This window comes from Methanosarcina mazei S-6, from assembly GCF_000970205.1.
Taxonomy (GTDB): domain Archaea; phylum Halobacteriota; class Methanosarcinia; order Methanosarcinales; family Methanosarcinaceae; genus Methanosarcina; species Methanosarcina mazei.
Genome location: NZ_CP009512.1, coordinates 2309192 through 2331457, shown reverse-complemented (window position 1 = coordinate 2331457; position 22266 = coordinate 2309192). Strand labels below are relative to the sequence as shown.

General features: G+C 40.9%; 19 protein-coding genes. 10 read left to right on the top strand and 9 right to left on the bottom strand.

Going from position 1 to position 22266, the window contains the following annotated elements; all coding sequences use genetic code 11:
* Positions 1-47 precede the first annotated feature (47 nt).
* Positions 48-182, top strand: coding sequence for a hypothetical protein (locus tag MSMAS_RS19785; protein ID WP_015412858.1), 135 nt, complete (start codon positions 48-50; stop codon positions 180-182).
* 513 nt (positions 183-695) lie between these two features.
* Here the strand turns inward: MSMAS_RS19785 and MSMAS_RS09965 are convergent.
* From MSMAS_RS09965 to MSMAS_RS09945, 5 genes are all read right to left on the bottom strand, one after another.
* On the bottom strand, positions 696-1547 hold the full coding sequence (locus MSMAS_RS09965) for a methanogenesis marker 8 protein (protein ID WP_048046528.1): 852 nt from the start codon (positions 1545-1547) through the stop codon (positions 696-698).
* 296 nt (positions 1548-1843) lie between these two features.
* Entirely contained in the window at positions 1844-2083 is a 240-nt protein-coding gene (locus tag MSMAS_RS09960) for an MTH865 family protein (RefSeq protein ID WP_011034767.1), read from the bottom strand.
* Between the two features lie 298 nt (positions 2084-2381).
* Positions 2382-3254, bottom strand: a complete 873-nt coding sequence (locus tag MSMAS_RS09955) for a winged helix-turn-helix domain-containing protein (protein ID WP_048046976.1) — start codon at positions 3252-3254, stop codon at positions 2382-2384.
* 397 nt (positions 3255-3651) lie between these two features.
* A complete protein-coding gene (locus MSMAS_RS19240; protein WP_048046527.1) occupies positions 3652-3885 on the bottom strand; it encodes a hypothetical protein in 234 nt (77 codons plus the stop codon).
* 189 nt (positions 3886-4074) lie between these two features.
* On the bottom strand, positions 4075-4923 hold the full coding sequence (locus tag MSMAS_RS09945; protein WP_048046526.1) for a methanogenesis marker 8 protein: 849 nt from the start codon (positions 4921-4923) through the stop codon (positions 4075-4077).
* 840 nt (positions 4924-5763) lie between these two features.
* Here MSMAS_RS09945 and MSMAS_RS09940 point away from each other — a divergent pair.
* From MSMAS_RS09940 to MSMAS_RS09930, 3 genes are all read left to right on the top strand, one after another.
* Positions 5764-6660, top strand: a complete 897-nt coding sequence (locus MSMAS_RS09940; RefSeq protein WP_011034771.1) for a right-handed parallel beta-helix repeat-containing protein — start codon at positions 5764-5766, stop codon at positions 6658-6660.
* Between the two features lie 903 nt (positions 6661-7563).
* Positions 7564-9033 carry a hypothetical protein gene (locus MSMAS_RS09935; RefSeq protein ID WP_011034772.1) on the top strand — a complete coding sequence of 490 codons (1470 nt, stop codon included), beginning with the start codon at positions 7564-7566 and terminating at the stop codon, positions 9031-9033.
* A gap of 676 nt (positions 9034-9709) precedes the next feature.
* Positions 9710-11209 carry a hypothetical protein gene (locus tag MSMAS_RS09930; protein ID WP_048040282.1) on the top strand — a complete coding sequence of 500 codons (1500 nt, stop codon included), beginning with the start codon at positions 9710-9712 and terminating at the stop codon, positions 11207-11209.
* A gap of 383 nt (positions 11210-11592) precedes the next feature.
* Here the strand turns inward: MSMAS_RS09930 and MSMAS_RS09920 are convergent, their stop codons facing one another.
* Positions 11593-12894 carry a phenylacetate--CoA ligase family protein gene (locus tag MSMAS_RS09920; RefSeq protein WP_048046525.1) on the bottom strand — a complete coding sequence of 434 codons (1302 nt, stop codon included), beginning with the start codon at positions 12892-12894 and terminating at the stop codon, positions 11593-11595.
* Between the two features lie 1031 nt (positions 12895-13925).
* Between MSMAS_RS09920 and MSMAS_RS09915 the strand changes: the two genes are divergently transcribed.
* The 4 genes from MSMAS_RS09915 (at position 13926) to MSMAS_RS09900 (ending at position 16863) form a co-directional block, all read left to right on the top strand.
* Positions 13926-14324, top strand: a complete 399-nt coding sequence (locus MSMAS_RS09915) for a PKD domain-containing protein (protein ID WP_011034775.1) — start codon at positions 13926-13928, stop codon at positions 14322-14324.
* A gap of 864 nt (positions 14325-15188) precedes the next feature.
* Complete coding sequence (locus MSMAS_RS09910; protein WP_015412869.1) at positions 15189-15815, top strand: methyltransferase family protein; 627 nt, start codon at positions 15189-15191, stop codon at positions 15813-15815.
* Positions 15816-15955: 140 nt separating this feature from the next.
* Entirely contained in the window at positions 15956-16438 is a 483-nt protein-coding gene (locus MSMAS_RS09905) for a hypothetical protein (protein ID WP_011034777.1), read from the top strand.
* A 149-nt stretch (positions 16439-16587) separates the two neighbouring features.
* A complete protein-coding gene (locus MSMAS_RS09900; protein WP_011034778.1) occupies positions 16588-16863 on the top strand; it encodes a DUF1294 domain-containing protein in 276 nt (91 codons plus the stop codon).
* A gap of 1002 nt (positions 16864-17865) precedes the next feature.
* Here the strand turns inward: MSMAS_RS09900 and MSMAS_RS09895 are convergent.
* The 3 genes from MSMAS_RS09895 to MSMAS_RS09885 form a co-directional block, all read right to left on the bottom strand.
* The gene (locus MSMAS_RS09895; RefSeq protein WP_011034779.1) at positions 17866-18150 is read right to left on the bottom strand and encodes a ferritin family protein; all 285 of its coding nucleotides are present in this window, start codon (positions 18148-18150) and stop codon (positions 17866-17868) included.
* 131 nt (positions 18151-18281) lie between these two features.
* Positions 18282-19427, bottom strand: coding sequence for a PQQ-dependent sugar dehydrogenase (locus MSMAS_RS09890; RefSeq protein WP_011034780.1), 1146 nt, complete (start codon positions 19425-19427; stop codon positions 18282-18284).
* Positions 19428-19445: 18 nt separating this feature from the next.
* A complete protein-coding gene (locus MSMAS_RS09885) occupies positions 19446-19910 on the bottom strand; it encodes a hypothetical protein (protein ID WP_080503079.1) in 465 nt (154 codons plus the stop codon).
* 440 nt (positions 19911-20350) lie between these two features.
* Between MSMAS_RS09885 and MSMAS_RS09875 the strand changes: the two genes are divergently transcribed.
* Positions 20351-21007 (top strand): hypothetical protein, encoded by a 657-nt coding sequence (locus MSMAS_RS09875; RefSeq protein WP_011034782.1) that lies wholly within the window; start codon positions 20351-20353, stop codon positions 21005-21007.
* A gap of 149 nt (positions 21008-21156) precedes the next feature.
* Positions 21157-22266 carry a DNA polymerase IV gene (dinB, locus tag MSMAS_RS09870; protein WP_011034783.1) on the top strand — a complete coding sequence of 370 codons (1110 nt, stop codon included), beginning with the start codon at positions 21157-21159 and terminating at the stop codon, positions 22264-22266.

The window sequence follows — 22266 nt, the reverse complement described above, 5'->3', positions numbered from 1 at the left end:
ACAGTATTCAGCATACTTATATAAAATATTAAGTCAGAGGTGTTTTAATGGCAAAAAATACAGCAACTGAGAAAGCTCCAAAAACAGGAGCAGAATGTGGAAAAACACAGGCAAAAGCTCCAGCACCAGCAAAGAAGAATGCAAAAGCTGACAGCAAACTATCCAAAGGTTCAAAGAAATAATAACAAACCGGTTACCTCATAAAGCCAACCCTCTCAGCAGTAACTTATCAAAGTTTAAAATTCAAATATTCTTAAAACTGGAAATACAGTAGGTTTAAACATCAAGAGTTCTAAAGTGACTGAAAACTGTATTTAAAAAACGATAACTAAAAAACGACAACTAAAAAACGATAACTAAAAAACGATAACTAAAAAACGATAACTAAAAAACGTTAATTAAAGCAATATTTAAAAATAAGTAACTAAAAAAAGTAATTAAAACAATATTCATAAATTGAATACTGGAAAATCAATTAAAATTTTAAAAATTGATAAGCTGCTGTTTTTAAGTCAAACCACAGGGACCCGGACTGCTTATTTCTAGCAGTCAATTTTGGCAGTCCGGAAAACCCTGAAAAATTAGAATGAATTTTTTATCTTTTTGTTTCCCATTTGAGCTTTTTATCTTTTTGTTTTCCATTAAAACTCTTCTATTTGCCTCTTCTGGGAGATAATTTTTAAAATGTATTGCCTTCAAATCAGTTCTCTCGGCTGTTTATGCTCAGGTATAACCGGCAGTGGCATGGTATTGATCAGAATTGAGCTCTCGATATTTTTTGCCCTTTCGATCACAAGTTCTTTTCCTTTCTTTGTGAGAGCAAATAGGGGAATTGCAGCTGCTACCTGCACAAGAGGTTTTGCAAGTTTCCTGATGTATTTGGAAGCACAGCTGATCACAATATCCGAGTTATCCAGAAGCTCCTGAGCTTCTTCCCTGCTGATGCCCGTTATGTGTACTGCAATAACGAAAAGGTCAAGCCCTGATTCGGATTCTATTTTCCTGACCTTTTTTGCGGTCTCGGCATCTGCAATTGTAACTGCAATTTTCTTATAGCCAAGTTCAGCTGCTTTTCTTACTCCGCCTGCAGGATCTATGGTTGCGGTTGAAGGATCCAAAACAGTTCCTCCTCGTTCTTCTATTCCTCTGATCACTGCATCTATAGGTTCGGTTTCGATTAAGCCGGACATCCTCCCTCCTATTCCCTGAACCAGCGCAGGATTGCCTGATATCACGGTTCCTGCTCCGTCACAGGTTGTTACGGTTGTTTCAAGGAAGCCACTGGTGAGACCGCTCATCATTATTTCTGAGGCTCCGAAGGCAACAACAGTTGTTTCAAATTCAAGCCTGCGGTTTTCCGTGAACATTCCCAGCTCGCTGATCCGGGCCTCCATGTTTTTCCTGATTTCATCAGGAGTCATCTTTTCAACTCCCCGCAGTTTGACAAAAAGAGGGCACCATTCTACTTCAGGGATTCCGACTTCTATAACTTTTCCGTCTTTTACGACTACTCTTGCTTTCCCCATCATTTCCATTATATGAGGCATTTAAAACCACCCTCCTGAAAAGAAATATTGTATTAAAAATCGTATCATTTAATATTGTGGTTCAATATTGTAATTTTTACCTTATTATTCCTGCTTAATTTCTGAATTTCTATCTGACAGGTAATCGGATCTTTACAGGTTGATCTTCTAAGGTAAACAACATTGGTTTTCTGACCTGAAATGAAACCTCATATCCGTTCCGGAAGTGAGGTGCTGAGCACGGATAGAAAAACAATACAGAAGGAAAGAGAGAAAAAGGAGAACTTAAAGCGAACGAAGAAAGAAATAAGCAGGACTTAAAGCCCTGCCCTGTCAACTATTGTGTCTGCCACCTGTTTTGCATCCCTGAACGGAAAATCTGCAGGAGTAAGCAATTTGCCTGCTTCTCCTGCAGTAACTGCAAGGTCGCCTGATCTGCATGTGGTGTCTGCACCCGCAGGAAAAGCAGCGAGCAATTCCTCGGGGGTGTTTATTGGAAACTTTGCGCCTTTTAGGCCTGCAACAATCTGTCCGTGAATGTCATCTCTTACAGTCATATTTATCCCTCATATTTTTGTTTTTTTCGAATTTTGTCTTTCCTCTAACCTTTTCCTTCCCGTTTTTCCATTTCCCTGTTGCCTGATTTTCTGGCTCTGTGAAGCATGATTTCCCCGGAGAACTCATTCTACAATCCTATATTGGCAGGTTATTATATATACTTAATCGGCACTGAAATGTAGTTAATGCATTCCACTGTATTATCATAATCCTGGATTACCTGATCTTCCAGATAGTGAGAAGAGCAGTATAAAATTGCCAGTAAATACTGAAAAACCGGGGCCAAAAAAACCGGACTTAAATAGCCAACTCTGGAGTGTCTTTCCTCTTCTGGGAGTCATTCTCTTCGGATTCCTGCCTTGAAGAATTTTGAAGAGGATAACCTTGAAGTGAGGAATAAATTTCGTTCAGGCCCTGAAGTATCTTGAACCCTTTTTCGGTGATCATATAGTCCCCTCTCTCGTGCTGCTGCATAATCAGCCTGCTCTCCGTAAGCTTCTGGAGATGGAAGAGCAAATTTCCTCCTCTGAGGCCGGTGAGTTCGGAAAAAGCGGAGAAGCTTTTTGCTTCGAACGCTACTGCCCTTAGAATTTCCAGGCGCTGGAGGTTTGAGACCGGCTCAAGAATCTCGCTCATAACCGCTGAGGTTTTGAGTGCTGAGATATTCGGTTTCTGTTCCTGATTATCTGCGTAAATCCTCATGGAACGCATGAGATTGACCTGTTTTACGAGAAGGCTCGAAACTTCTGAAAAGCATTTCTCACATTTGCTGTAAGGAGCTCCACATTTCAAATCTTCCAACTTTTTTCTGCTATCCGAGATTAGAGCATCGTCCACTCTGTTTTTCTTTATAAGCCCTGCATTCTGTTGCAGGAGGGCTGTAAATGCAGAGGTACACTTTTGCTTTTCAGGGCATTTTTTCACCATATTTTTCTCAAGCCCTGTATCTATATCTTCGAAGAGGTGGTTGAGAAGAGCGTTTGAGTACTCCTGTCTTGAACTTTCAAGAGCAGCTTCCAAACGCAGCCTGCTGGTGAATTCCATGACTTTTTTAATATCACTGTGCATTTCGGAAAGCTTTTCCTTGATAGCTTTTACTTCTGCCATTTCCTGTCCTTCGGATATCACTGAGTCCCCAGGAAGGCCCGCTTTTTTATTTCCATTTTTCATATTTCCATATTTTCCTGCTTTATTGTTAAAGTTTTTGTCATAACCTTTAAAGTTATTGTATTGTACATATTTCCTGAAAGCAAAGTAAAATATTAAGTTTTCTCCAGTAAATATTTTGAGCTTTCTTATACTGTTTTGATTGAACATTTCTGAGTGTGATCAAATCCACAAAAAAGATCAACAAAGAAATGATTTTGAGAATTAGCTGATGAAAAAAGATAGTATTTTAAAAAGATAAGATTTTGAAAGATATGATTAAAAAGATATGATTAAAAAAATAGGATTTTAAAAATTTATATTACGAACCCTGAAGTATCTTCCACCATGCCAAGTCCACTTCCTGTCTCCTGTAATGTTATAACCCTACCCCCGATTCCGAACTGAAAATCGACAACGTCTATAAAGTTCTCAATATACCTGAAAACCTGAAATTGAAGTTATTAGTGAAGCTGAAAGTCTCTTTGCAGTAGCTCTTTGTGACCATTAATACTTTACCATCTTCAGCAGTAATAATCCACCTTTTGTCACCCTTTTCCGATGGATATTCGTTAACTTTTACCTTTTTGAACCGAGACATCTCTCTGGTTTCAGCATCGTAGATGTCCAGATAGTTGTAGATACTGTACTCCATTCCCCCGATTTCTATATTGGGAATGTGGTTCGGTCTGTGAAAATACAGATTAAATAAAAGATAAAAAAGAGAAAATCAAAAATACAAAAGCCTGGGATTACTAAAAAGTAGTAACGGCTTTAATGGTTTAAGCCGCCTTATTTCATTATTCATTTTATTCTTTTATTTCATTATTCATTTTATTTTGTTTTATTTAAGGTTCTTTGGCTGTTTGTGCTCAGGTAGAACAGGAAGAGCCATGGTATTGATCAGAATCGGGCTTTTGATGTCCTTTGCCCTTTCAATAACAAGTTCTTTTCCTTTCTGGGTAAGGGCAAAAAGAGGTACAGCAGTTCCAACCTGAGCGAGGGGTTTTACAAGGTCTCTGACGGGCTTTGAAGCGCAGCTGGTTACAATGTCTGAATTTTCTACAAGGGCCTGGGCTTCTTCCCTGTCCAGACCTGTAACATGCACCCCGATTACTATCAGGTCAAGCCCGAGCTCGGACTCAAGTTTCCGAACCTCTTTTGCAGTCTCGGCAAAGGCAACGGTTACTGCGATCTTTTTGTAACCGAGCTCTGCTGCTTTTTTCACTCCTGCAACAGGGTCCATTTTTGCGGTTGAAGGGTCAAGCACAATTCCGCCGCGCTCTGTAATCCCTTTTATGATGCCTTCTATAGGCTCTGTTTCTACAAGGCCGGACATCCTGCCGCCCATGCCCTGGACAAGGGTAGGGTTGTTGGAAATTACAGTCCCTGCGCCTTCACAGGCGGTTACTGTTGTGTCAAGCAAACCTCTGCTGAGGCCTGTCATCATAACCTCGGATGCTCCAAATCCTACAAAGTCTTCGAGTTCAAGCCTGCGTTTATCGGTAAACATCCCGAAATCACTGATCCTGAATTCCATATTCTTCCTGACTTCATCAGGGGTGATTTTCTGGATTCCGCGTATTTTGGCAAAGAGGGGGCACCATTTGACTTCAGGCTCTCCGACCTCGATAACCTTTCCATCTTTTACGACTACTTTTGTTTTTCCAAGTAATTCCATTATGTGGGGCATAGTTTCACCTTTATGAGCTGAGCAAAAATATGAATGTTAAGAAATTCAAATTAGGAAAAAGTTGCAGGTAAGGTTTGTGGTTGATTACTTAATAGCTTATTGGTTTTGGAGGGTTCTAACGATTAAAGACTGTATACATTCCATTATATATTATATGCCTTTTATAATACCAATAATATTTTATATTATAACCGTGTAGACGTTGAATGTCAAGTCAGGAATTCAATAACAGGTTAATTCTTCCATTTGAGCCGGAATTTTTCGGCAGAATAATTATCCTGGTTAAGTTCATGATTCATCAACACAAGGAGGTATTGACCAGAGGAATAATTTCCTGTGGTCAGTAACATATTCTGTTTATAGAAGACAAAACTTCTAATTTCCGGCCACTTACGGTGCCTGATCCCTATAAGGCAGCAGGAAAGTGGAGACTCTGTGTACAGTGTGTCCGCCTCACATAAATCGCAGAGAACCATTTGATAGGTTCAAAAATATTACGCACACGTAATAGAAATTTTTGAATAACAAGCATAGAGCCGACCTGATTAGATCATCCAAACTTATCTAGTTAGATATGTCGGAAAAATGGTATTACGAATACGTAATATATAATTTTAATAAATAATGGGAAATATCGAATTACCCTATAGATCAGATTCTGTTTATTTCCCTCCAAAGATCCATCCCAGGGCGATACAATGCTGAAGAGACATCAGGGGACCCTATCCCTGATAACAGGAATTCTCTTAACAGCCGTATCGACTCTGGGAAAAAACACACAACTAACCTGTAGAACTTGAGTTTACTCAGGTTCTAAAAATCCAACCCAAAGGTGATACGATGCTAAAAAGACAGCTAGGAACCCTATTCCTCGCAATATGCCTTACTTTAACAACCGTACCTTCTGTATTAGGCGGCGAGAACACACAGACTATAACTGTTACCGGAGATGGAAGTGGAGACTACAACTGTGATGGAGTGGACGACCACGTCCAGATTAACCAGGCGTTAGAATTTGCAGCGGCAAATCCGGGCACAACTGTCCAGCTTAAAGGCCCGTTCACATACGACATTGGTGACTCTCTTCTGATTGGAAGTGACACAACCCTTGCCGGAGATTCCGGTGTAACAATTAAGCTTGCCAAAGGGCTTCCTCTCTGGGGTAGTCGTGAGAGCAGTATTGCAGAAAAGAAAGCCATGATAATGATAAGGGGCGGTTCTGCAAGCAACGTTAAAATAGAAAACTTAACTGTTGACGGAAGCCAGAGTGACTATTATTCTGGCATAAGGCTCGGAACTTCAAGCTACAATATGGCAACCATAATAAACTGTAACGGACTGACAATCCAGGGCGTTACGTTCCAGAACGGTTGCAATGATGCGATGCTTATCTCAAAATCAAGCAACGTAATGATAGATTCCGTAACTGTAAACAAGTGCGGCCATGATGGCGTGTATGCATACCACGTAAATGGCATCACAGTTAAGAATTCCAAGTTTATTAACCGGACCAACTCATCCGTCAGGTTTGATTCCGTAACTGATGGAGTAATGAAGAACAATGAATGTACAACATCAGGCGGCGGATATGCTGGTCTTGAACTGCAGGGAAATCTCAAAAACATAGAAGCATCTGGAAACTATTTCCATGACCTGCCAGTGCCTGCAGTAATACGTTTAAACACACAGGAAACAAATGTAAATATCCACGATAACAGAATTGAAAACTGTGGATAAGCAATTTCAAACGGAAAACTCTCAAAATTATCTGAGAGAAAATCTATTTTACTTTCTATATCTCAGGACTAGAAATAAAATTTGTTTGGAATAAAAGTTTCCATTCTTTCTCTCTTTTTATTCCGGATCACTGACTTTTGATACTGTCAGTGCCTGCTTATAGTATTCAATTGCTTTTATTACAGTTTCGCATGGACTGCTGTATATCCTCCAGATATTTTTCAATAACATTATCATGGCTAACTGTATATCGCCCTGATATTTTTCAATAACATCACCATGATCATTTCACCACTGAGAAGTGACTGGTTTCCAGGTTTTAGCTGTTTTAAAGTTCCATCCAGCCTGTTTCTAATAGAGTTTTCAACTTCAGCTTCTGTACAGGTTTTACGGGAAAGTCCACTCTTCTTCGTCAGGCGTTGAGTTTCCCAGGTTCTTAGAAAGCAGTATTTACATTGGCCATGAAATATAATCTGGAATATGGGACTTTAAATTCTGCTAGATGTTTTGTGAACTTCTATGGCATTATTTTATAAATATAATTATTTTCAAAAAGTGAGAACAGACCAAAACAGGGTGGATATAAGGTATCGTTTGAACAATTTACAGATCCACTATCCAAATTTAGCTAACGTTCCACCAAGGTTTCTAATATATTTAATTTTAATTATAGTATTAATTGCAAAGAATTACACTTTATTTTAGAAAGAATCAAAAGCATGTGGTCATAGAAGAGATTGAGGGAGATCCTCTCCTTTTAGATGCAATATTTCTTTTTTAGTGTATTTTTTTGCGAAAATAACTATGGATGATAGGGGGATATGGAATATGAAAAATTATTTATTAGTTATAATGCTCGGCATTTTGTTCGCTGTATTAACAGGAACTGCCCTTGCACAGGATATGGAAGCAAATGACTCAGAGGTAAATATCACAGAAGCGAACGACACAGAGGCTTTTCAACAGGCTTTAGAACAGGATGGATTCATCGTACAGGAAGGTGATCTGGCCTATTTTGATTTACTAAGGCTATTGGAGGAAGGAGTATTACCTTCTGCATATGGAAACAATCCTACCACAAAATATCTGATATATTTTGTTCCACCGGCACCTGGTTATGAAGTAGAAGAACGAATTAATCAAATAACCAGTACGCTTGGAGTGAGCGGTAACACAACTCCTTTCTGGAACCTTGGTCCTGATGAGGCTGTTGTTTTCGTGGGAAGAACCCCGCCGGAATGCAGGTACTTCAGTTATGATTATATGTTAATGCACAGGACAATTGGGAATGAGAGGAGATGGATCTTTGCCAACGTAGTAGATACGATAAACAATCTGGTTATCAAAACTGAAGGAACGCCAGATGGAGAGCCTGGAAATCCATTCGATCAAAACACGGTAATAATCATTACTGCTGACAGAGGTATTGACCAGCGCGTCCGGGCCGCTGCCGAGTCTTCAGGATATTCGGACAATATAATAAATACCCAGGTTCTTCCCTCGGCCATGCTGAACATGGGAATGGAGAATGATTCAGATACATTTGCCTCATTTGTCCGCCCTGCCCTATTCAATGATACCCAGGATGAAGAGAATTACATCAATAATACACCTGCAACTATTTTCAGGATCACTCCCAACAACACTACGGAACTTGACCCGTATGATTATCCGGAACTGAGGGTCCGTGGAACCGGGCAAACAGAGTTTGAGCTTATGGATGATCTCGAAGAGCTAAGGGTTGCGATTCTCGAAAGATATAATGAATCGAATGCCACAGAGCTTCCGACCAGTCAGGCAGTTCCTGTAGGGAGTGATGCTATTCAGAGAGGAGTCAACGGCGTAGGTCCTACCAACGATGCAGCTTATCTATGGACAGCAAACCAGACTATCTCTTCGCCGACACCTCCTTTCTTTGACACTTCGGAATACTATCCTTTCATTCGAGACCCTGCAGTTACTCTGGGCAATGATTCCGACGAATTCATAATCGTCTATGGGGTTAACCATGCAGCCACAGGAAAGGCGACATACTCGAACTTCGCAGTATATGGAGCAGATGTGTGGAACGGCGTTAGAGCAATAACTGATGAGGATTTCAACGGATCTGCCGAGGAATACCTCCCTGACAATCCAAATGCGAAATACCTGTATGTCTACAAGCTCGCCAGGAACTGCAGCGAAGATGATCAGTACTGCTATGAGGTTCCTTATGGTCAAGGAGTTCACGGTATAGAGCTGGATCAACCACTTGTTATTACCTGGAGGGCCTACTTGGAAAACACAACAAGGACCGGACCAGCTTACTCGGAGATTGTGTATGACCGGGCTATAAAGTTCGACACAAATGATTCTGGTAACATGAGCTCCTAATGTTAAGTAAGTTCAAGCTTTGATTAAGAAATTCAAGCTCTGACTGAATGTGTTATTTCAACACATTCCTTATCTTTTTGGCTATAACGCCAAATCGTGTTTTATTATACCTTCTTGCTATTTAGAAAGGTTAAAATGAATAATTTTCAGGTTTTAACTGGTTTTTAGGACTCTTCTTAAATTCAGGAAATCCATCTTTTTTGCATACTTCACGGGAAAGGCTGCTCTCCTTCGTCGAGCGTTGGATTTCCCCGGTTCTTAGAAAGCAGTATTTATATTTGACTGTTCTGGGGAATAATATGAAAATATACTTAAAATTTTTTAGGTGCTTTGGGTATTTCTGTACTTTATTTTAACAAAGTAAGAACAGGTGAAAGCAGTATGGGAATAAGGAATCATTCGAACAATCAACAGATCAACTATCCAAGTTTAGTTAATGTTCCACCAAGGTTTCTAATATATTTAATTATAATTATAGTATCCATTGTAAAGAATTACATTTCATTTTTAAGAAGTATCAAAATCATACATGCTTATAAAGTATTTAAAGAGATTCTTTCTTTTTAAATGCGATTCTTCTTTTTTAAATGCAATTCTTTGCGAGAATAAGTATAAATGATAGGGGGAAAAGTATACGAAAAATTATTTAGTAGTTATACTAACCGTTTTGCTTACAATGTCAATAGGAACTACCCTTGCAGAGGATATGGAAATAAACGACACAGAGGTAAACGACACAGAGGTAGATGACACAGAGGCTTTTCAACAGGCTTTAGAACAGGATGGATTCATCGTACAGGAAGGTGACTTGGGATTTTTTGATTTTCTCAGGTTATATGAGGAAGGAGTAATGCCTTCTGCATACGGAAATAATCCCACCACAAAATATCTGATCTATTTTGTTCCACCGGCGCCTGGTTATGAAGTAGAAGAAGGAATTAATCAAATAACCAGTACGCTTGGAGTAAGCGAGAATACAACTCCTTTCTGGAATCTTGGTCCTGATGAGGCTGTTGTTTTCGTGGGAAGGACACCGCCTGAATGCAGGTACTTCAGCTACGAAAATTTTGTGATACACAGGACAATCGGGAACGAGAGGAGATGGATCTTTGCTACTTTAGCAGATACGATAAACAACCTGGTTATCAAAACCGAAGGGACTCCGGATGGGGCTTCTGGAAATCCTTTCAATCAAACCACAGTAATAATCGTTACTGCTGACAGAGGCATTGACCAGCGCATCCGGGCTGCTGCCGAGTCTGCAGGATATTCGGATAATATAATTAATACCCAGGTTCTTCCCTCTGTCATACTGAACCTGGGCGTGGAGAATGATTCAGATACATTTGCCTCATTTATCCGCCCGGCCCTGTTCAATGACACCCAGGCTGGTGAGAATTACATCAATAATTCAACCGGTACTGTTTTCAGGATTACTCCCAACGAAACTGTTGAACTTGACCCGTATGATTATCCGGAGCTAAGGGTTCGTGGAACCGGGAAAACAGAGTTTGACCTCATGGATGATCTCGAAGAGCTAAGGATTGCGATTCTTGACAAGTATAACGAATCAAATGCCACAGCGCTTCCAACCAGTCAGACAGTTCCTATAGGGACTGATGCTATCCAGAGAGGTATAAATGTCCTGGGTCCAGCTAACGACGCGTGCTATCTCTGGACAGCAAACCAGAGTATCTCTTCGCCTACACCTCCTTTCTTTGACACCTCGCAGTACTATCCTTTCCTGCGAGACCCGGCAATCACTCTGGGCAATGATTCCGATGAATTCATAATCGTCTATGGGGTCAACCATGTAGCCACAGGAAAGGCAACGTACTCGAACTTCGCAATATACGGAGCTGATGTGTGGAATGGTGTCAGAGCAATCACAGACGCAGATTTCAGCGGGTCTGCTGAGGAATACCTCCCTGACAATCCAAACGCGAAATACCTCTATGTCTACAAGCTCGCCAGAAACTGCAGTGAGGATGATCAATACTGCTATGAAGTTCCTTATGGTCAGGGAGCTCATGGTTTAGAACTGGATCAGCCTCTTTTCATTGCCTGGAGACTCTATATGGAAAACACTACAAAAACCGGCCCAGCTTACTCAGAAATCGTGTATGATAGGGCTATAAAGTTTGATCCAATGAGCTCTGGTAACATGAGCTCCTAATATTAAGCAAGTTCAAGCTCTGGATGAATGTGTTATTTCAACACATTCCTTATCTTTTTGGCTATAACACCAAATCGTGTTTTATTATACCTTCTTGCTATTTAGAAAGGTTAAAGTGAGTAATTTCGGGTTTTAACTGGTTTTTAGGGCTCTTCTTAAATTCAGGAAATTCACCTTTTTTGCAGCTTTTACGGAAAAGCCACTCGCCTGCGTCGAGCGTGTAGTTGCCTGGGGCTTTAAAAAGCGATATTTTCAACATGGTTGTTGTTTGAAAAAAAGGATCAAAAAATTGCTTAACGGAAGCAAAAAAGTTGAAGGGATCAGAGAATAAAAATTCCCTGACCATTTAAGTTAGTAAACAATGATTCCAAACTGCATGGATGTCAGATCTGAGGTCTTCTGTCAATGATTCTCTTTGCCTTTCCTGCGGTCCTCTCTATGCTACCTTTCTCCAGCAGTTCGACGTTTGTGCGAATATTCAGGACAGCTTTAAGTTCGTGCTGTACATGGTCCTGGACGGCTTTTAAGTCTTTGAGGTCGCCGGTAAAGGCATTTTCTTCGAGTTCAACTTCGATTGTGAGTTCATCGAGCATGTGTTTGTTGCGGTCGAGGATCAACTGGAAGTGTTCGCCTACCTGCGGGATCTTTGAAATTACGTCCTGGATCTGGGAGGGGAAAACGTTAATCCCTCTGACTATGAGCATGTCGTCGGCCCTGCCGAGCAGGCGTGAGATCTTTGTGGTTGTCCTGCCGCAGTCGCATTCTGACTCGAGGAGTTTTGTCATGTCGCCTGTGCGGTATCTGATATTACAGAAGCCTTCTTTGTTGATTGAGGAAATGACAAGTTCGCCTTTTTCGCCTTCTGAAACCTGCTCTCCGTTTTCGTCAAGGACTTCTACAAAGAAGTTGTCGCTCCAGATGTGCAGACCGTCCTGTTCCTGGCATTCGAAGCCGACACCGGGCCCGAACATTTCGGATAAGCCGTAGCAGTCGTAGGCTTTGAGGTTGAGCTTTTTCTCAAGCTGCTTGCGGGTGTTTTCCGACCAGGGCTCGCCTCCAAAGATTGCTGCTTTTAAAGATAGCTTGTCTATAAGATCGAGTTCTTCTGCGGTTTCTGCAAGGTAGAAAGCATAGGAAGGAGTGCAGTGGACTGCGGTTACCCCAAAGTCAATCATCATCTCAAGCTGCCTGGCAGTGTTTCCTGTTGCTGCCGGCACGATCATCGCTCCCATCCTTTCAACGCCGTAGTGGAATCCGAGTCCGCCTGTAAAGAGGCCGTAGTTCATGGAGTTCTGGATCGTGTCGCCCTTTGAAAGGCCTATCATTGTGAGGCTGCGGGCGATAAGGTCTGACCAGGTCTCTATGTCCTTTGCAGTATAACCGACAACCGTTGGTTTTCCACTTGTCCCTGAGGATGCATGAATGCGTACTATATCTTCTTTTTTTGCAGCAAAAAGGCCGAAAGGATAATTGTCCCGAAGGTCTGTTTTGCGTGTGAAAGGCAGTTTACGGACATCATCGAGGGTTTTTATATCATCAGGAGTGACTCCGGCTGCTTTGAAATTCTGCCTGTAAAAAGGAACATTGTCATAGACCAGCTTTACGCTTTTCTGAAGGCGTTTCAGCTGCAATTTCTTCATTTCGTCGGGGTTCATTGTTTCGTATTTCGGCTGCCAGTATTTCATTAACAGAACCTTCTTTTGATTTGTGAAACCATTCTCAGGTCATAAGTTTTTATGCATGAATGCCATGTCTCTACATGTCATGCTATCTTAATTAATCTTATCAGTAATATAAAATGTTTGGAAAAATCCTTCTTTACTGTAACCCTTCCCACATATAAATATTGTTGAGTGAATTTCTGCATCTGGAAAGAAAATCTGATGGTTTGAATTCTACCCTTTGTACTAACCTTTGTACTAACCTTTTATATGTCGATAGGTGAAAAAACGCAATTCTGGATTTTAGAAAATCTGTGTTTTTATTATAAGTTTCTGTTCTCAGAAATCCTCACTCTCACGGATCCACTTTTACCCAGGCTGATAATTGTCAGACCAGTAAGGACTCTGAAAGGCTTCTGGAAGTCTCATGCTAAAATGTTTTTACTCAGTGTCTTTTCATTCAAAAGAACTTCATGAGCATCCGGACCAGTTAAATTAATGGCTCTAAGACACTTGGATTCTGGCACAGAATAGCTATATTTGAATATTGTATTTTAACCATATTTGAGTATTGTATTTTAGCCATTTTTTAAGCATTGTATTTATCATATACCTGAAATTTATAAAATTTTATAACTTGTGGATATTTCGTCGATTCTTGCTGGAAATCAAGCGATTTAAGGATGCCCTGACTCAGAAGTCAGCGCATCAATAACCTCCTAACTTTCTCAATAATAAATAAATTTCTCCAGATCTGTATACTCTATAACCTCCTCATAGTCCTTATTTTTTTGATTAAAACGGGTGAGGCTATTAATAAATGAATTTATACTGTTATCATGTTTTAGACCGGAAAATAAAGCATTATCAAGTTTTAAACTGGCATCTTAATTTTTATTTAATTTCTAGAAAATAAGTATGTTTATATGTTAATTTCTCCTGTAGTTTTTGAGTAATTTTATTCTGTTGTTTTTGATTACGGGGTATCCCGGATCATGTAATGAGAAAAACAGGAGGGAAATAAACTGAAAAATAATAGAAAGTATATATGGAAAATGACACTGTCTGTTTTCGCCACATTGATGATTCTGGCTTTATTGTCTTCAGCAGCCTCTGCAGCACTTAATGTGTACAAAACTCCCCTTGGTGCAGGAACTCCCCCAGCAACACAACGTTTAACCGGTGGGGGTAATTACATTGATTATACGGTGGTACCAGCTTCGAGTACTGATTCACGAATAGTACAGTTCAAGGACCTGTCTAAAGGTACAGAGACATATATCAGATGGGACTTTGGAGATGGGACTCATCTGGAAGGAACGAAAATTACCCCACAGCTAAAAAATCCGGTACACAAGTATGCAAAGAATGGTTATTATATTAGCTGTCTGACTATCAAGTGCACTGGTTACAACGGAAAGCTATGGGTTCATAAAACTATTATTACTAAATAAATTTGAAAACGTCATAAGTCGGCTTGATTATAAGTTGACTTAACATTTTCAATTTTTATGAGCACCTCAATATAATTTTATAAATATGATTTTATAATAACTACCCCAATAACATTTTTTAAAAACGTTTCTTCAAAACCATTCCCCAATAATCCTTATTTTTTAACCCCCTTACACAGAAATCTTTTGGGGAATCATCTACTATGACTTGCCTGACAGTGAAAATGAAATTTACGCTACGGCCAATGAGACCTAAGTTTGACAGTTTGATTTTTATGTTGAAAGACTGTTTTCATATCTGTTGGAATAATAAGTAATATTATTTCAACAAATTTTTGCCCATTTTTTACGATTCAATTTGACAGATGATTCTCTTTCTCTTGATGGCTATTTTCATAATTTTTGATCAAAATTTTGGTATAGAATTTGACAGAAAACATGAATCCCAGATAAAACACAGATAGTATCTAAAAAGTCAGATACCAAAAATGCCAAAATAGGACAAAAATCCCTACTAATTTACCTTATAGTGATTGTGAAGCTGGAACATCAGAGGCAATTTGATGAAATTTATGAATACTGTCAATTGATTTTTGGTAAAAAACTGAAGCTTCTCATTAAATTTAATTTATACTGTCAAACTGAGGATGAGATTTACGTTGTCATCAGTATAATGTTTAAACTTTATGAGCATTAACCCGTATCAATCCTTCCATATCAATCTTCCTGCACTTCAATTATCTTCTATCCCAATCAGTCCAGTTAATTGTCCTCACTTCCACTCTTTTTTGGGCACTATAGCAAACTTTTCATATTAGTGTGGAGATATAAGCTATTTAAATAAAATAAAGGGGATTGCTGGATTTGGTTTCTTCTAAAACTACACCTGTTTTTTCTCTGGTAGCATTTGCAGTTATTCACAGCCTGACTGCTAGCCTGCCCTTCAAACGCATGGTCATGAAAGCTGCCGGTCCCAGGGCAGAAAAACTTTATTTGCCGGCATACAGCCTTGTTGCAGTTCTGACCGTATTGCCGCTTGCCTATCAGCTCTACAAAAACCCGGGGCGTATCCTCTATAAAATACCTTCTCCCTGGCGCTGGCTCATGGTCGGTGGACAGGTTATTGCAGGTATTCTTGCTCCCATGGCTTTTTGGAATGCACCGCACAGGTTTAAAATACGCTCGCAGCTGTCCGGTCCACAGGCTTCAGAAGAAGGTTCCCTGAAGATAAAGGGAATTTACAGGTGGGTAAGGGACCCCTTCCTGCTCTCGGGGCTGGTCGTAATGCTGCTCACTCCCTTTATGACCGTAAACCTTCTTATCGTATACCTTCTGACCACTGTTTACCTGTTTCTGGGATCTCTGCACTGGGAAACAAGGCTTGTGGCACAGTTCGGTGATGAGTATAGGGAATACCAGAAAAAGGTTCACAGAATTATTCCAGAATTAAAGGGAAGCGTTAAGAACCCGGGTGATAAAGCATCTGAGTAAAAACTTCTGAGTGATCGAATAATCCTCAGTTAATAAATCTTTTTTATATTAAAGTTAAATATAATTGAAACCTAATTTTACGTAAACCCCGAAAATACAATAACCATACCCAGGCGAAACCGGCAGGCTGGTGAAAGCTTATGATAAAAGCAGGCAGTTCTTTTTTTCACAATGGTAAACGCGGTATTATCGGTGCTGTAATCTTACTCAAGGGAGTTCTTTACGCGGTCACGGTTTCCCATTTATTCCAGGGAGAAGGAGACCGTCCGATAATTGATGGAAAGAAATTTGTTGTTACGCGAATTCTGAAAGATCACGGTGTAGTCCTTATAGAGCTTCCTCCTGATACCCCGGTTGAAATCACGGAATTTGGCATCCCGGCTGAGCTGGAACTGGCTGAGCTTATCAACGATACCCGTACCATCCGTTATTGTCGGGTAGCTAACTCCGGGGCTTCATTACTTTTTCTGGGATTCCAGTGCCACGATATGCCGGCTCCAGAGGATAGCGGCTCTCCTATCGTGCAGGGAGGAAAGGTAATAGGAATGATGTCCTCGGAAACACTGGACACATGCATGGGAATGGCGGTTTCATCTAAAATTCTTTGCAGCCTGGAAGTATAACGAAAAATCATTTCCAATCATGTTAATGAAAGCCAGATTTCAATTATCTAAAGTTGAATTAAATTGTAAAATTCTTCATCGAAATCAAAATAAAATAGTTTCTATCGAACATCACAGCCTTTAATTATTATGAAGGAGAATTCTTTCCTATGACAGATCCTGTTTACTTTCTTTTTCCTCTCGTTTATATCGCCCTTAACGCAGTTTCTTTTGCCCTCTACGGGATGGATAAATACAAAGCAAGAAAGGAAAAATGGCGCATTTCGGAACAGAGCCTGTTGATAGCTGCATTTTTCGGTCCAATCGGCGCGTGGCTTGGAATGGTACAGTTCAGGCACAAGACGCAGAAACCCCTGTTCAGGTACTCCGTGCCTGCGTTTATTGGAGTTCACCTTCTACTGGTTCTCTGGATAAACCTGGTTTAAATATAAAGGTTTCATAATGTCAATTTTTCAAAAGTGAGGGTGGAAATGCTCTTAAGGTGTCTGTTTTTTAATACATTTAAAAGAGTTTAGAAGTAACTGATGTACAGCCTATAAAATATTGATAGAACGCTTCTTCAAAAACATAGCCTGTCAGTGATGTCAACTATTTCCCACTCACACGAGAACCGCAATAATCTTATTTTAGAAATCTCACCCAGTCAACATTTGAGTTTTGGATAAGATCAAAAAGCATTGAGCTGATAATACTGGATTTTCATTTTAAAGCTTCTTTGTATTTTACCATGAAGAATAGGAGAACAAGATACGTTATATCCTGCATTCTTTAAAGAAAGTAATAAATTCACTTTACTATAAAATATCCTTTCACATCAGAGGCTAACTGAGGTGGAGGATGAGTACAGGAGCGGAAGAATGCCATTTTTCGGGTGGATGGTACCAAAAAAGATAATTTCTTTTTTCCAGCACTGCTAAAATTATGTGTTCAAGGCTGAGAGTTTATATAGTCTCACTTTCAGTGCCTGTCTCAACGCATGGGTAATATCTCAGTTCACCATAACTTCATTGTCTTGATCATCTTCCATGTATACAAAAAAGGATTTATCTGATGATATTTTGGACTCTGCCAGGCAAAAAACTCGTTAGCGACGAATAACATTATTGCACATATGGACGAAAAAAACAATGCATTTACTGACATTTGTATTTCGACAGGCGACATTCTACCCGCTCCTTTTAACTTTTTCGTGATATTGAACGCAATGTGATAGTAACATCCTCTTTAGCAGTTTCGGTATATCTCAATTTATATTAAGTTATTGGTTTTTGTGTAAAAAGCCTGAGTTTTTATCTCAGAGTTTTTATGCTTCTCCCTATGGAATTAGAAGTTAACGGAAACTTCCATAGTCTTTAAATAATCCGGAAAAAGTTAATAATCTAAAAATCAGAGGCTTTATGTATTGCTTCATGTATTATTTGAGTTGCTCACCTGGACAGCTCCTCTTCAACCTCCTTACTTCCTTCTTCAAGTTCCTGTTTTTGCTGCGCATCAAACCTGAGTAAAAGTGCCTGAAACTCCCCTATATGTGTTTTTTCTTCTTTTGCCACATCCAGAAGGACACGTTTTATATTTTCATTTTGCGTAAGGGCAGCCATCTGCTCATAAAGATTTATGGCATCGATCTCGGCAACAATCCCGGCTCTGAGAATTTCCTTATCTATATCTTCTCCGGATATTTTCTTAAGGTCTACAGGAATTTTAGATAACAATTATTTACCCCCTGCTTATCGTATATGAAGATATAATCATAAGTAATTTTACTGAATTCGGAATTCGGCAGGCTTTTCAATTATTCCGGCTCTCCTGACTATGTTTAAAATGTGTTTTTAAGGCATTACTTTCAGCTGTAACTGATCCTGTAAATAGCATTATTTTTATCGTCCGACACAAGCAGAGCTCCGTCAGGCATTACAAGCACATCCACAGGCCTTCCCCAGGACGCAAGCCCCTGAAGCCAGCCGTCTGCAAAAGGCTCATAACTTACAGGAGTCCCGTTCTCAAGCCTGACAAGGGAAACCCTGTAGCCTATGGGAATTTTCCTGTTCCAGGAACCGTGCTCGGCAATAAAGATCTGGTTCCTGTATTCTTCCGGGAACATGCTGCCATTGTAAAAGGTCATACCGAGTGCAGCCACGTGCGGGCCCAGTTCAACCTCAGGCGCTGTAAACTCCGAGCAGTTCCGGAATTCTCCGTATTCCGGGTCAGGGGTATCTTTCCCATGGCAGTATGGAAAGCCAAAGTGCATCCCGGGCACGGGCGCCCTGTTGAGTTCATCCGGAGGCAGATCATCCCCCAGCCAGTCCCTGCCGTTGTCAGTAAACCACAACTCTCCGGTTTCGGGGTTCCAGGCAAAACCTACCGTATTCCTTATCCCTCTTGCAAAAATCTCGGGCTGGCTCCCGTCAGGCTCCATACGCATCATCGTCCCATAGCGTTCCTCTTCCTCTTCGAGGTTGCAGACATTGCACGGCATACCGACAGGCACATACAGCTTTCCATCCGGTCCGAACTTTATGTATTTCCAGCCGTGCGACCTGTCTGCAGGGAAGTCTCCTCTGACAACTGCAGGGTCGGGAGGATTTTCAAGTCTTGCTTCGATATCATCGTACCGGAGCACCCTTGAAATTTCGGCTACATAAAGTGAACCATTCCTGAATGCCACCCCATTGGGCATATCCAGGCCCTCGGCAATTACGAGTACATCATCAGCTTTATTGTCTCCGTTCCGGTCGGTCATGGCATAGAGTTTCCCGGCACCCCGGCTTCCTGCAAAAAGCGTTCCTTCCGGACTGAGAGCCATGGACCTCGCACCTTCAACACCTTCGGCATAATAATCAATGGAAAAACCCGGAGGAAGTCCGATACATTCAATGCCTGTCCCGTTATCCCCGCATTCGTTAATGGGCACGGTTCTCAGGACAGCATAAGCTGAAAAAATAAGTATGGCAAGAGCAAAAAAGCCAAGTATTATCCTTGTCCCTTTCATTTTCCCCTCCATTTTTACTTAAAGACCCCGTTGTTTGAGAGCTGCTGGTCTGAGAGCCATTGCAGTGCTGAGAAGTTTCTTTTCGGTTTCATGGCTGGAATAACCCTCCCCTTTCCAGCAGATAACACCCTCCTGATCCAGTAAAAAAACGTATGCAAGCTCTGTATTTTCCATTCCAAGAGCGTTCCGGTAGCCTGAATAGTCCCCGTAGAAAGTGACCACATTATCATGTTTTTCTACAGGTATTCCTCCTCTCATTCCGGAATCGATCATCCGGGAAAGGACCTTCCAGCCTTTATTTATCATGGGAACTTCGTAAACCGTAAACCTTCTATCTTTCCCGAACTCCTGCTCAAAAGGTCGAGCCCATGAATCTATCATGCTCTGCGCACTTCGAATAAAAGCAATACAGACGAGCGTTACTTTTCCTTTCACCTCTTCCGGAAGATGTACAACTCTCCCTGCAAGTGATTTTGATGTTATTTCAGGAAACGGCTGTCCGATTATATCTTTTGCAGCTTTTGAACTTCCCGGCCCTGCTTTGATGAAATCCCCCCAATTCTTAGCTGAAATTAAAGTTTGAATCCGTTCAAATGGTTCAGGTTAGTGCCCATATTATATAATTTGCTGTACTATAGAAATGCTTTTTCTGGCGAAATGCCTTTTCTGTAATTACTTTCTTTGCCTGTAATAACATAGAGCATGAAATATTTAGAGTAGGGGATCTATTCTATTATCTGTATTATCTGTATTATACGGGATATGCGGGGTATGCATTCATTTACAATTGGGGGTTATTGGGCTGCAGCACCTTAATGGTAAGCTGCTGTGTCTGGTTCGCCAGAATTAGCCGCTGTTGTCTCTCTATCTGAATATGGATGCCTGTATCATACCTGTTAACTTTACATTTGCGGTGACGGTTAATGAAGATAAACAGTGCTCTGGCTTTAACGTCGGCTGTCTTTCTGACAGCATGGGTTGCAGGTTTTGTATCTGTTATATTCCACTTTATTCCCGTTACAATACCTGATCCTGCAATTCGTTATTTGCCGGCATACGATCTTCTTTTCATCGCCATTATCGAGTTACTCAGCATTATCTCTTTTTCCGGCTCCGTGCTTTTCCTGCTGGAAGCCCGAAAAATACTGGCCAGGTGGTATCTGGCAGCCCCTCTGTGCATTTCCCTGGCTTTGCTGGTTATCGCGAATCTTCTTATCTGTTTTAACGGAAATACGCTTCTCGGAGGCCCCATAAGTACGTCAGAAACTCTCTGGCTTGTCTTACTGGCTTTGCTGTCCCCCGGTTCGTTACTACTTTTCCTGACCTCATACGGGCAGGATAGTTTAACAGAACTATACATCGTGGTCACATCTGCAACAAGTATTTTTTCTGCAATTTTTCTTTTTTCTGTACTGAAGGGATTATCCAGCCCGGGAAGTGTTCAGTCAATAATGCTGCCTCTGGCTTTTTACCTGAGTATCCTGCTGCCGGCTACGGGAATATGTTATTTATCGAAAGCAACAATGTACGGAGTAACCGACAATGAAGATGAAGACGGAGGTGGAGACAAAGACTATTAAATTGACCTTTTAAAAGGGTTCAGGTAATATTTCAGCCCCTGAATAGAAATTATAGTTACATAAGCCTGAAAAATTCATTTCCCTGTCCCGAAATTAATACTTTCACCCTACTTCCTCAAGCCTTTTTTATCTGTTCTATTCTATCTTATGTGATGCCTGCCTCCAATCCCAAAAAGAACAGCTCTGAAAGGAGAATTGTCTTTCATGTAGACATGGACAGTTTTTTTGCGTCTGTAGAGGTAAGGGAGAGGCCGGAACTGAAAAATCTGCCCGTAATTGTGGGTTCTGACCCTAAAGGAGGTTCAGGAAGGGGAGTGGTAAGCACCTGCTCATACGAGGCAAGAAAGTATGGAATCCATTCTGCAATGCCGATCTCTCAGGCTTACAGGTTCTGCCCTGATGCTGTATTTTTGCCTGTGAACATGAAGCTCTATGCAGGGGTCTCAGCAGGGGTAATGGAAATTTTGCGGGGATTTGCAGAAAAGTTCCAGCAGGTAAGTGTTGATGAAGCCTATCTTATACCCGGTTCCGGGGTCAGGAATTTTGAAGAAGCCGCCCTTTATGCTTTAAGAATTAAGGACGAGGTACAGAGGCAGCAGAAGATCACATGTTCTGTCGGGGTTGGGCCGAACAAGCTTGTTTCAAAAATTGCCTCAGGCTTTCAGAAGCCGGACGGACTTACCGTTGTCAGGCCAGAAGATGTCAGGGATTTTCTTTTTCCACTGCCGGTTTCCAGAATTCCCGGAGTTGGAGAAAAGACAGAGGAAACTCTTAAAAAAATGGGGATAAACAGGGTGGAAGAGCTTGCAAACTGCGATGTACAGATGCTTTCCGAAAAGTTAGGAAAAATGGGGTTCAGGCTAAAACAGCTGGCAAACGGTCTCGACTTTGAAGAGCTTGTAGAAAAAGAAAGCGTAAAATCAATAAGCAGGCACGGAACTTTTGCAGAGGATACGGATGACCCTGTGAAAGTTTCCGGTTCCCTGGACCTTCTTATAGAGAGCGTGCACGGCTCTCTCATGAAGCACAGTTTTCTTTTTAAAACCATAACCCTTACGGTCCGTTTTGAGGATTTTTCCACCTATACACGCTCAAGAACCCTTTCGATCTGGACTTCGGACGTTTTTGTGATTAAAAGGACAGCAATGCAGCTTTTGTCGGAATTTACAGGCAGGCGAAAGTTCAGGCTTGTAGGTGTCGGGGTTACTAAACTCAGGGAAAGAGATGAAAGGCAGACTTTGATTACAGATTTTCCTTAA

Coding starts and splice junctions, on each gene's coding strand:
- MSMAS_RS09915 (WP_011034775.1), top strand. CDS start 13,926: ATGACACTGTCTGTTTTCGCCACATTGATGATTCTGGCTTTATTGTCT.
- MSMAS_RS19785 (WP_015412858.1), top strand. CDS start 48: ATGGCAAAAAATACAGCAACTGAGAAAGCTCCAAAAACAGGAGCAGAA.
- MSMAS_RS09900 (WP_011034778.1), top strand. CDS start 16,588: ATGACAGATCCTGTTTACTTTCTTTTTCCTCTCGTTTATATCGCCCTT.
- MSMAS_RS09965 (WP_048046528.1), bottom strand. CDS start 1,547: ATGCCTCATATAATGGAAATGATGGGGAAAGCAAGAGTAGTCGTAAAA.
- MSMAS_RS09890 (WP_011034780.1), bottom strand. CDS start 19,427: ATGAAAGGGACAAGGATAATACTTGGCTTTTTTGCTCTTGCCATACTT.
- MSMAS_RS09875 (WP_011034782.1), top strand. CDS start 20,351: ATGAAGATAAACAGTGCTCTGGCTTTAACGTCGGCTGTCTTTCTGACA.
- MSMAS_RS09905 (WP_011034777.1), top strand. CDS start 15,956: ATGATAAAAGCAGGCAGTTCTTTTTTTCACAATGGTAAACGCGGTATT.
- MSMAS_RS09945 (WP_048046526.1), bottom strand. CDS start 4,923: ATGCCCCACATAATGGAATTACTTGGAAAAACAAAAGTAGTCGTAAAA.
- MSMAS_RS09955 (WP_048046976.1), bottom strand. CDS start 3,254: ATGAAAAATGGAAATAAAAAAGCGGGCCTTCCTGGGGACTCAGTGATA.
- MSMAS_RS19240 (WP_048046527.1), bottom strand. CDS start 3,885: ATGGAGTACAGTATCTACAACTATCTGGACATCTACGATGCTGAAACC.
- MSMAS_RS09930 (WP_048040282.1), top strand. CDS start 9,710: ATGTCAATAGGAACTACCCTTGCAGAGGATATGGAAATAAACGACACA.
- MSMAS_RS09940 (WP_011034771.1), top strand. CDS start 5,764: ATGCTAAAAAGACAGCTAGGAACCCTATTCCTCGCAATATGCCTTACT.
- MSMAS_RS09920 (WP_048046525.1), bottom strand. CDS start 12,894: ATGAAATACTGGCAGCCGAAATACGAAACAATGAACCCCGACGAAATG.
- MSMAS_RS09935 (WP_011034772.1), top strand. CDS start 7,564: ATGGAAGCAAATGACTCAGAGGTAAATATCACAGAAGCGAACGACACA.
- MSMAS_RS09960 (WP_011034767.1), bottom strand. CDS start 2,083: ATGACTGTAAGAGATGACATTCACGGACAGATTGTTGCAGGCCTAAAA.